This window comes from Microbacterium sp. UBA7513 (assembly GCF_002478345.1).
Taxonomy (GTDB): Bacteria; Actinomycetota; Actinomycetes; order Actinomycetales; family Microbacteriaceae; genus Microbacterium.
The window spans coordinates 40,264-51,197 of the sequence record NZ_DLNJ01000015.1; the positions used below are offsets into that span (position 1 = coordinate 40,264).

At 70.5% G+C, this 10,934-nt stretch carries 9 protein-coding genes; all 9 read left to right on the forward strand.

The genetic code is table 11. The annotated features are described in order from the left end of the window. The first annotated feature begins 22 nt into the window (after positions 1–22). The 9 genes from B2W79_RS07515 to B2W79_RS07555 all read left to right on the forward strand — a co-directional run bounded on the left by B2W79_RS07515 (position 23) and on the right by B2W79_RS07555 (position 10,905). Positions 23–2,269: a DNA polymerase III subunit gamma and tau gene (locus B2W79_RS07515; protein WP_292788298.1), complete on the forward strand. Its 2,247-nt coding sequence runs from the start codon at positions 23–25 to the stop codon at positions 2,267–2,269. Beyond that, entirely contained in the window at positions 2,269–2,862 is a 594-nt protein-coding gene (recR, locus tag B2W79_RS07520) for a recombination mediator RecR (protein WP_025104255.1), read from the forward strand. The genes B2W79_RS07515 and recR overlap by 1 nt, the downstream gene beginning before the upstream one ends. After that, entirely contained in the window at positions 2,859–3,773 is a 915-nt protein-coding gene (locus tag B2W79_RS07525) for a DMT family transporter (RefSeq protein ID WP_292788301.1), read from the forward strand. The genes recR and B2W79_RS07525 overlap by 4 nt, the downstream gene beginning before the upstream one ends. Before the next feature lie 81 nt (positions 3,774–3,854). Beyond that, positions 3,855–5,135, forward strand: a complete 1,281-nt coding sequence (locus tag B2W79_RS07530) for an aspartate kinase (protein ID WP_025104257.1) — start codon at positions 3,855–3,857, stop codon at positions 5,133–5,135. 353 nt (positions 5,136–5,488) lie between these two features. Next, the gene (locus B2W79_RS07535; RefSeq protein ID WP_292788303.1) at positions 5,489–6,559 is read left to right on the forward strand and encodes an aspartate-semialdehyde dehydrogenase; all 1,071 of its coding nucleotides are present in this window, start codon (positions 5,489–5,491) and stop codon (positions 6,557–6,559) included. Between the two features lie 45 nt (positions 6,560–6,604). Further along, on the forward strand, positions 6,605–8,077 hold the full coding sequence (locus tag B2W79_RS07540) for a malate:quinone oxidoreductase (protein WP_292788305.1): 1,473 nt from the start codon (positions 6,605–6,607) through the stop codon (positions 8,075–8,077). A 9-nt stretch (positions 8,078–8,086) separates the two neighbouring features. Then, positions 8,087–8,740, forward strand: coding sequence for a thymidine kinase (locus B2W79_RS07545; RefSeq protein WP_292788307.1), 654 nt, complete (start codon positions 8,087–8,089; stop codon positions 8,738–8,740). Positions 8,741–8,894: 154 nt separating this feature from the next. Next, positions 8,895–9,617 carry a FadR/GntR family transcriptional regulator gene (locus tag B2W79_RS07550; protein WP_071328878.1) on the forward strand — a complete coding sequence of 241 codons (723 nt, stop codon included), beginning with the start codon at positions 8,895–8,897 and terminating at the stop codon, positions 9,615–9,617. Positions 9,618–9,627: 10 nt separating this feature from the next. Further along, on the forward strand, positions 9,628–10,905 hold the full coding sequence (locus tag B2W79_RS07555) for an alpha-hydroxy acid oxidase (RefSeq protein ID WP_071328877.1): 1,278 nt from the start codon (positions 9,628–9,630) through the stop codon (positions 10,903–10,905). The last annotated feature ends 29 nt before the right edge of the window (positions 10,906–10,934 follow it).

The window sequence follows — 10,934 nt, forward strand, 5'->3', positions numbered from 1 at the left end:
TGGCACGCCGTAGGCTGGAGGGGTGACCACAGCCCTCTACCGCCGCTACCGACCCGAGACGTTCGGCGAGATGATCGGGCAGTCGCAGGTGACCGATCCGCTCATGACCGCGCTGCGTGGCGACCGCGTCGGCCACGCCTACCTGTTCTCCGGCCCGCGCGGTTGCGGCAAGACCACCTCGGCGCGCATCCTCGCCCGGTGCCTGAACTGCGCCGAGGGGCCGACCGACACCCCCTGCGGGACGTGCCCGAGCTGCGTCGAGCTCTCCCGAGCCGGCGGCGGATCGCTCGACGTGGTCGAGATCGACGCCGCGAGCCACAACGGCGTCGACGACGCGCGCGACCTGCGGGAACGGGCCACCTTCGCCCCGAGCCGGGACCGCTTCAAGATCTTCATCCTCGACGAGGCGCACATGGTCACCCCGCAGGGCTTCAACGCGCTGCTGAAGCTGGTCGAGGAGCCCCCGCCGCACGTCAAGTTCATCTTCGCGACGACGGAGCCCGAGAAGGTGCTCGGCACGATCCGCTCGCGCACCCATCACTACCCGTTCCGGCTGGTCCCGCCCGCCGCGATGCTCGACTACGTCGAGAAGCTCTGCGCGGAGGAGGGTGTGATCGTCGAGCAGGGTGTGCTGCCGCTCGTCGTCCGCGCCGGAGGCGGTTCTCCCCGCGACACGCTGTCGCTGCTGGATCAGCTGATCGCGGGATCGGATGCCCCGGCCGGCTCCGAGACCGTCACAGTCGGCTATGCGCGGGCGGTGGCGCTGCTCGGGTACACCCACGGGGCGCTCCTCGACGAGATCGTCGACGCGCTGGCGGCGGGCGACGCCGCGACCGCCTTCCCGGCCATCGACCGCGTGGTGCAGACCGGGCAGGACCCGCGGCGCTTCGTCGACGACCTCCTGGAGCGCCTGCGCGACCTCATCGTCATCGCCGCCGTCGGCTCCGGCGCTTCCGCCGTGTTGCGCGGCATCGCCGAGGACGAGCTCGACCGGATGCGCCGCCAGGCCGAGTCCTTCGGCGCCGCGCGGCTCTCCCGCACGGCCGACGTGGTCAGCGCGGCGCTCGACGACATGTCCGGCGCCACGTCACCGCGGCTCCACCTCGAGCTCATGGTCGCCCGTGTGCTCGCTGCCGCTCCCGGTGGCTCGGCCCCCTCCGGCGCCTCGGCATCGGGTGCGCTGCACCCGCCGGCGACGACGCATCCGCCGGTGATCCCGCCGACTTCGGCACCGCCCTTGGCGACCGTCGCGCCCGCGCCCGAGCCCGAGACGGCGACGCCCACGGCATCGGCCTCGTCCGCGCCGGCCCCCTCCGCTTCTGCGCCGGCCCCCTCGGCTCCTGCGCCGTCCCCCTCCGGTCCTGCGCCGGCCGCCGAGCCCGAGCCCTCCCCGGAACCCGCACCCGCTCCGGCCCCGGAGTCGTCCGCACCGTCCGCTCCCGTCACGTTCGACCGCGTCCGTGACGCCTGGCCTGCCGTGCTGAAGCGCCTCGAAGGCATCAGCCGCACGTCCTGGCTGCTCGCCACCGCCGTGCAGCCGCTGGCCTACGACGGCGAGTCCGAGGTGCTGACCCTCGGATTCACGAGTCAGCACGACGTCGCGAAGTTCAAGGGGACCACGCCCGGCTCCGGACCGTCCGACCACCTCCGCACGGCCATCGAGCAGGAGGTCGGGGTGCGGGTCAAGTACCTGCCGGCCCCGATGCCGCCCGGCGGTGCGCCGCGGCAGCCCGCCTCCTCGGGATCCGCCGCCCCGGCCGACACCGCTCCCGCATCGGAGCCTGCGTCAGCGCGTCCCTCCCGCCCGCAGACCCGCGCCGCCGCGGCCCCCGTGACGGAATGGGCGGTCGCACCCATCCCGACGACAGCGGCCGCCGCGCCGGCAGCGCCCCTCGCCGTCGACGAGGAGCCGGAGGAGGTCGAGGCCGCCTCCGCCGCGCCGACCCCGCCGGCCGACGGCAGGATCGATCGCGATGAGCCGCCGCTGCCCGGCGACGACGACGCTCCCGCGTTCGACGAGGAGCCGCCGTACGATCCGGCCTACGAGCCCCCGGCTCCGTACGACCGCCCTCCCTCCCCACGCGCGACTCCGGCGGCGGCCTCGCAGGCGGCCGCCCGCACGGCCCCCGCGGCCGCTGCACCGGTCGTCGTCGAGCGCACCCCCGCCGCCGGCGGCGTGCAGCGCTACGGAGAGGCCGTGATCCGCCAGGTGCTCGGCGCGACGTTCCTTCGCGAAGAGCCCTACGAGCCCCCCACGAGGTTCTCCTGATGTACGACGGCATCGTCCAAGAGCTGATCGACGAGTTCGGCCGCCTTCCCGGCATCGGCCCGAAGTCGGCGCAGCGCATCGCTTTCCACATCCTGCAGACGCCGACGTTCGACGTCGCCCGTCTCGCCGAGCTGCTGACCGAGATCCGCATCCGGGTCCGCTTCTGCGAGATCTGCGGCAACGTCGCGGAGCAGGAACGCTGCGCGATCTGTCGCGACCCACGCCGCAACCAGGCGCTGATCTGCGTGGTCGAGGATGCGAAGGACGTCGCCGCGATCGAGCGCACGCGGGAGTTCCGCGGCCTGTACCACGTGCTCGGCGGCGCGATCAGTCCTATCGCGGGCATCGGCCCGGACGACCTCCGGATCGCCCAGCTCATGACGCGGCTCGCCGACGGCACCGTGCAGGAGGTCATCATCGCCACAAACCCCAACCTGGAGGGAGAGGCGACGGCGAGCTACCTGAGCCGGCTCCTGACGACGATGCAGATCACGGTTTCGCGGCTCGCCTCGGGCCTCCCGGTCGGCGGCGACCTCGAGTACGCGGACGAGGTGACGCTCGGCCGGGCCTTCGAGGGCCGGCGCGTGCTGTGACCCCGCAGTCCGGCTTCTCCCGCCGGGGCTGGCTGCTCTTCGGAGTCATGGCCCTGCTCTGGGGCGTGCCCTACCTCTTCATCAGCGTGGCGGTGGATTCGATCTCCCCGCCCGCGATCGTGGCGGGACGGACGCTGATCGCGGCTCTCCTCCTGCTGCCGTTCGCCCTGCGCAGCGGCGCCCTCCGCGCGGCGCTGCGACACTGGCCGTGGGTGCTGGCGTTCGGGGCCGTGGAGATGGCCGGACCGTTCCTCCTCCTCGGGCATGCCGAGATGACGCTGCCCTCCGGCATGACCGGACTCCTCGTCGCCACCGTGCCGCTGTTCGCCGCCCTCATCGCGCTGGGTGGTGGCGACTTCGGCGTGCTGCGTCCCGCCCGCGGCATCGGCCTGCTGGTCGGCTTCATCGGCGTCGCCGTCGTCGTGGCGGGGCCGGGGCTCTTCGGGGGAGAGGTGAGCCTGCTCGCGGCGGGGGAGGTGCTGCTCGTCGCGGTGCTGTACGCGATCGCGCCGTTCATCGTGGCCCGCAAGCTGAACGACGTCCCCTCGCTCGGCACGATCACCCTGTCGCTGCTCATGATCGGCATCTTCTACCTCCCGATCGGTCTGCTCACCCAGCACCAGGTGCCCACGCTCCCGTCGATCGGCGCCCTGCTCGCCCTCGCCGTCATCTGCACGGCGCTGGCCTTCCTGGCCTTCTTCGCGCTGATCCGCGAGGTCGGGCCGGTCAGGGCGCCGCTGTTCACCTACGTGAACCCGGTCGTGGCGATCGTGCTCGGGGCCATCGTGCTCGCCGAACCCCTCACCCCTGGGCTCCTCCTCGGATTCCCGCTGATCATCATCGGGTGCTGGTTCGCCGCCACCGGAGGGCGGCTGCGCCCGGTGACGCCCGTCCCGCCCGCCCCCGCCTGAGCCGTCACATGCGCGGGGCGGCATGCGCGCCGATCGTAGAATGACCGTGGGCGGATCCGCCCGACATCCCAGGGAGTGAACGTGGCCCTCATCGTGCAGAAGTACGGCGGCTCGTCCGTCGCCGACGCAGAGAGCATCAAGCGCGTCGCCAAGCGCATCGTCGACACCCGTCGCGCCGGTCACGACGTCGTCGTCGCCGTGAGCGCCATGGGCGACACGACCGATGAGCTGCTCGACCTCGCGAACGAGGTCGCGCCGATCCCCGCCCCGCGCGAGCTCGATATGCTCCTCTCCAGCGGCGAGCGGATCTCGATGGCGCTGCTGGCGATGGCGATCCACTCGATGGGCTTCGAGGCCCGGTCGTTCACCGGCAGCCAGGCTGGAATGATCACCGACTCGCAGCACGGGGCGGCGCGCATCGTCGACGTCACACCCGTGCGGCTCCGCGAGGCGCTCGACGAGGGCGCGATCGTCATCGTCGCCGGCTTCCAGGGCTTCAACCGCGACACCCGCGACATCACCACGCTCGGCCGTGGCGGATCGGACACGACGGCCGTCGCGCTGGCGGCCGCGCTGTCTGCGGACGTCTGCGAGATCTACAGCGATGTGGACGGCATCTTCACGGCCGACCCGCGCGTGATCCCCAAGGCGCAGAAGCTCGACCACGTCTCCAGCGAGGAGATGCTGGAGCTCGCCGCCAACGGCGCCAAGGTCCTCTACATCCGTGCCGTGGAGTACGCCCGCCGGCACGGCGTCCTCATCCACGCCCGGTCGACGTTCTCGTCGGCCGAGGGCACATACGTTCTGGGCGAGGGTATGAAGAACCCTCGCGAAGCCGAGGGAGCAGTCATGGAAGAACCGATCGTCGCCGGCGTCGCCACCGACTTCAGCCAGGCCAAGATCACCGTCGCCGGGGTGCCCGACGTCCCGGGCAAGGCCGCCGAGATCTTCAAGATCGTCGCGAAGTCCGGTGCCAACGTCGACATGATCGTGCAGAACGTCTCCGCCACCGGGCGCACCGACATCTCCTTCACGGTCCCCAAGGCCGACGCCGCTGCCGCGCTCAAGGCCCTCGCCGGCGAGCAGACCGAGGTCGGCTTCCAGAACCTCATCCACGACGACCAGATCGGCAAGCTGTCGGTGGTCGGCGCGGGGATGCGCACGCACTCCGGTGTCTCGGCGACCCTCTTCGAGGCCCTGTCCGCCGGCGGCATCAACATCGAGATGATCTCCACCTCGGAGATCCGCATCTCGGTCGTGCTCCGTGACACCGACCTCACCGAAGCCGCGCGCACCGTGCACACCGCCTACGGTCTCGACGGCGACGCGGAGGCTACGGTCCACGCCGGCACCGGCCGCTGACCCCGGCCACTCTCACCTCGCGCCAGCACAGGCGTTCGCGCGGGTTCAGGCTGTCCTGTCCACACGTGCCTGATCTCCCGCGTTCGCCTGTTCGCGCGGGTCTGCCTGTTCTCCAGGGGCCGCGCCAGCACAGGCGTTCGCGCGGGTTCAGGCTGTCCTGTCCACACGTGCCTGATCTCCCGCGTTCGCCTGATTCGCCGGGGTGGCCTACCTCCGTGAAACAGGCGGGCTTCGGGGTGGTCGCGGCGCGATAGACTCGCGGAAACCCTGACACCGGCGCCAGGCGCAGCCTCAGCATCCCGACGCCGCGCCCGAAGCCTCGTACGCCGTACCGCACGAAGCCAAGGAACATCATGACCCGCATCTCCGAATCAGGACTCTCCGTCGCCATCGTCGGCGCCACCGGCCAGGTGGGCACTGTGATGCGCGAGATTCTCGCGGAGCGTTCGTTCCCGATCCGCGAGCTGCGGCTGTTCTCCTCGGCGCGTTCCGCGGGCACGGCGATCGAGTTCGGCGGACAGACGGTCATCGTCGAGGACGTCGAGGCCGCCGACCCGTCCGGGATCGACATCGCGCTGTTCTCCGCCGGCGCCACCGCCAGCCGCGCCTACGCCCCCCGCTTCGCCGAGGCCGGCGCCGTGGTCGTCGACAACTCGAGCGCTTGGCGCATGGATCCCGAGGTCCCCCTTGTCGTCAGCGAGGTGAACCCGCACGCGATCGACGACCGGCCCAAGGGCATCATCGCGAACCCGAACTGCACCACGATGGCGGCGATGCCGGTGCTCAAGGTCCTCGACGCCGAGGCCGGACTCGAGCGTCTGATCGTGTCGACCTACCAGGCGGTGTCCGGCTCCGGACTCGCCGGCGCACAGGAACTGCTCGGCCAGGTCGAGGGCGTGCTCGCGCAGGGCGACACCCTCCGCCTCGTGCATGACGGCTCCGCGGTCGACTTCCCCGAGCCCGAGAAGTACGTCGCGCCGATCGCCTTCGACGTGATCCCGCTCGCGGGGAATCTCGTCGACGACGGGGACAACGAGACCGACGAGGAGAAGAAGCTCCGCAACGAGAGCCGGAAGATCCTCGAGCTGCCCGACCTGCGCGTCGCCGGCACCTGCGTCCGTGTGCCGGTGTTCACCGGTCACTCGCTCTCGATCCACGCGGAGTTCTCCCGCGACCTGACTCCGGACCGCGCCACGGAGGTGCTGAGCGCGGCGCCCGGCGTCGTGCTCGACGAGGTGCCGACCCCGCTGCAGGCCGCCGGCAAGGACCCGAGCTTCGTCGGTCGCATCCGCGCGGACCAGTCGGCTCCGGAGGGCAAGGGTCTTGTGCTCTTCATCAGCAACGACAACCTCCGCAAGGGAGCGGCGCTGAACGCGGTGCAGATCGCCGAGGTCCTCGCGGAGCGGCTCGCCCCGGTCTCCTGAGGCTGCATGGTCTGCGGTGTCCTGGCCGCGAACTAGACTGTTCGAGTGACTGAAAACGTCGATGTCGTCCTGATCGGCGGTGGCATCATGAGCGCCACCCTGGGTACCCTGCTGCACGAGCTGCAGCCGGACTGGAAGATCGTCGCCTTCGAGCGGCTGTCGGACGTGGCGCAGGAGAGCTCGAACCCCTGGAACAACGCCGGGACCGGGCACGCCGCGCTGTGCGAGCTGAACTACATGCCGCAACAGGGCGACGCTCCGCTCGACCCCGCCAAGGCGATCTCGATCAACGAGCAGTTCCAGCAGAGCCGCCAGTTCTGGTCCTCCCTCGTCGAGAAGGGCGTGCTGGACGAGCCGTCGACCTTCATCAACGCGACGCCGCACATGACGTTCGTGCGGGGCGAGAAGGATGTGGCCTACCTCAAGAAGCGTTACGAGGTGCTCAAGGAGCAGCCGCTGTTTGCGGGGATCGAGTACAGCGAAGACTCCCGCGTCATCAACCAGTGGGCGCCGCTGCTCATGCAGAAGCGCCGGAAGGGCGAGCCGTTCGCGGCGACCCGGGTGCCCGCCGGCACCGACGTCGACTTCGGCGCCCTCACGCACCAGCTCTTCGATCACCTGCGTGACTCGGGCGTCGCCGTGCGCACGAACCACGAGGTCAAGTCGCTCAAGCGGCAGAAGGACGGCACCTGGCTCATCAAGTACCGCACGACGGTCGGCCGCACCCCGAACGAGATCAAGGCGAAGTTCGTGTTCGTCGGGGCCGGGGGGTGGGCGCTGAAGCTCCTGCAGAATTCCGGCATCCCTGAGATCAAGGGCTACGGCGTCTTCCCGATCGGCGGCCAGTTCCTCAAGACGACGAACCCGAAGATCGTTGCGCAGCATAAGGCGAAGGTCTACTCGCAGGCCTCGGTCGGCGCGCCGCCGATGTCGGTCCCGCACCTCGACACGCGTGTCGTCGACGGTGAGGCGTCGCTGATGTTCGGGCCGTTCGCGACGTTCAGCCCGAAGTTCCTCAAGAACGGCTCGATGCTCGACATCGTCACGCAGGTTCGGCCGCACAACCTCTGGCCGATGCTGCGCGTCGCCTTCGCCAACCCCGACCTCATCACGTACCTCATCAGCGAGCTGATGAAGAACCACCGCAAGAAGGTCGACAGCCTCCGCACGTTCATGCCGACGGCCAAGGACGAGGACTGGACGCTCATCGACGCCGGTCAGCGCGCCCAGGTCATGAAGAAGGATCCGAAGAAGGGTGGCGTGCTGCAGTTCGGCACCGAGGTGGTCGCCTCGGGTGACGGTTCGATCGCCGGTCTCCTCGGAGCATCCCCCGGGGCCTCGACGGCCGTGCCGATCATGCTCGATCTGCTGAAGAAGTGCTTCCCCGGCGAGTACCCGGGCTGGGAGTCGCAGCTGCGCGAGCTCATCCCCACCTTCGGCCGGAAGCTCAACGGCGACGCGGAGCTCGCGGAGGAGTCGACCACCGCGACCGCCGCCGTCCTCGGCATCAACGCCTGACCTCGGACCGTGGCGAAGCTCTACTTCCGCTACGGCGCGATGAACTCGGGCAAGTCGACTGCCCTGCTCCAGGCTGCGTACAACTACGAGGAACGCGGCCAGCATGTGCTGCTCGCCAAGCCCGCGATTGACACCAAGGGCGCCGGCGAGATCGAGAGTCGCCTCGGGGTCACGCGACCCGTCGACTTCCTCATCGGCCCGGACGACGACGCCCGCGCGCTCTTCGCAGTCCACCGCGAGCGCATGCGGCGGTCCACGGAGGAGGAGCTCCTCCCGACCGGGCCTGTCGACGTGGCCTGTCTGCTCATCGACGAGGCGCAATTCCTGACGCCCGCACAGATCGACGACCTGTTCCGCATCGCGGTGGAGGACGGGATCCCGGTGATGGCTTACGGCATCCGCAACGACTTCCGCACCCACGCGTTCCCCGGCTCCGCCCGTCTTCTCGCGATCGCGCACTCCCTGGAAGAGCTCAAGACCATCTGCCGCTGCGGGCGCAAGGCGGTGTTCAACGGCCGCGTGGTCGGCGGCCGCTTCGTCTTCGACGGCGACCAGGTCGCGATCGACGAGGGCGCCGACGGCTCCGCCTCGCCCGAGCTCACGACCTACGAGTCGCTGTGCGGCACCTGCTACCTGGAGGAGTCTGGCGGCCGCCTCGGCTGACCCGTCGACCCACCCCCTTCCGGTCGCCCCACCCCTCTGCGTGCGTACGCACCGGGCCGGGACGCACGGAAAGGGGTGGATCGCGTGCGCGGCATCGTCGTATTGCGTGGTCTGACCACACGCGCTAGCCTGTGGTCTGACCACAGGAGGCGGGATGACGGAGCAGCCGGCGCGCGCATGGCGACTCGTGCTCGAGCACATCGAGCGTGATCTGCTCGACGGTCGTCTCGGGCCGGGGGACCGGCTGCCGTCCGAACGGGACCTCGCGGGCGACCTCGGTGTCGGACGATCGAGCGTCCGCGAGGCGTTCCGCGTGCTCGAGGTGCTCGGCCTCATCCGCACGGCGACCGGCTCGGGCCCTCAGGCGGGCGCCATCGTCATCGCCACCCCCACCGGCGGGATGTCGGCGCTCCTCCGGCTCCAGGTGGCCGCGCAGGGCTTCCCCCTCGACGACGTCGTCCGCACGCGGCTCGTGCTCGAGGATGCGGTCGTCGACGCCATGGCATCGGCTGTCCATCGCGACACCACGCGGGCGCACGAGCTGCTCACCGCCATGGATGACGGCGCCCTCACACCGGCCGAGTTCCTCGCCCTCGACGCGCAGCTGCACCTCTCCCTCGCGGAGGGCAGCGGCAACACGGTCATCGCGGCGATGATGGCGGGACTCCGCTCCGCCATCGAGTCGTACGTGCTCGCGGGCGCGGCGACCGTCGATGACTGGGATCGGATGGCCGAGCGTCTGCGTTCCGAGCACCGCGCCCTCGTCGCGGCGATCGACGAGGGCGATGCCCATGCCGCGCGCCGTCTCGTCCGCGCTCACATCACCGGCTACTACACCGCCGCGGGCCTCACCCGCGCCATCACCCCGCAGAACTGAGAGGCAGAACATGGTCCAGCGCCAGCTCCCCAATCCCGCCGAGCTGTTGGAGCTCATGAAGTTCAAGAAGCCGGAGCTCGACGGACGCAAGCGCCGCCTCGACGCCGCGCTCACCATCGACGATCTGCGGAAGATCGCCAAGCGCCGCACGCCCAAGGCCGCCTTCGACTACACCGACGGCGCCGCCGAGGGTGAGCTGTCGCTGAGCCGGGCACGCCAGGCGTTCCAGGACGTGGAGTTCCACCCCGGCATCCTCAAGCCGGCGCCGGATGTCGACACGGCCGTCGAGATCCTCGGCGGCCCGTCCGCGCTCCCGTTCGGCATCGCGCCGACCGGCTTCACCCGGCTCATGCAGACCGAGGGCGAGGTCGCGGGCGCCGGCGCCGCGGCCGCTGCGGGCATCCCGTTCACGCTGTCCACCCTCGGGACCACCTCGATCGAAGACGTCAAGGCGGCGACGGTCCGGGAGCCGCAGGGCCCCGTTCCCGGTCGGAACTGGTTCCAGCTCTACGTCATGCGCGACCGCGAGATCTCGTACGAGCTCGCCCGCCGCGCCGCCGCCGCGGGCTTCGACACGCTGCAGTTCACCGTCGACACCCCGGTCGCCGGCGCCCGTCTCCGCGACAAGCGCAACGGCTTCAGCATCCCGCCGCAGCTCACCCTCGGCACGATCATCAACGCCATCCCGCGGCCCTGGTGGTGGTTCGACTTCCTGACCACGCCGAAGCTCGAGTTCGCTTCGCTGAGCACGACCGGCGGCACCGTCGGCGAGCTCCTGGACGCGGCGATGGACCCGACGATCAGCTATGACGACCTCGCGGTCATCCGCGACATCTGGCCCGGCAAGATCGTCATCAAGGGCGTGCAGAACGTCGAGGACTCCGTGCGCCTGCGCGACGCGGGTGTCGACGGCATCGTGCTGTCGAACCACGGCGGCCGTCAGCTCGACCGCGCCCCGATCCCGTTCCATCTCCTGCCCGAGGTCCGTCGGGCGGTCGGCGACGACTTCACGGTCATGATCGACACCGGCATCATGAACGGCGCCGACATCGTGGCATCCGTCGCGCTGGGTGCCGACTTCACGCTGATCGGTCGCGCCTACCTCTACGGCCTGATGGCGGGAGGTCGCCAGGGCGTCGACCGCACGATCGCCATCCTGCGCGGCGAGATCGAGCGCACGATGCGGCTGCTGGGCGTGGCCTCGCTCGCGGAGCTGGAGCCCGGGCATGTGACCCAGCTCACTCGCCTGGTGCCCGTCTCCCGCGCGGCCGGCGTCGAGGTGCACTGACCCACCTGCACGACGAGACGACGCCTGCA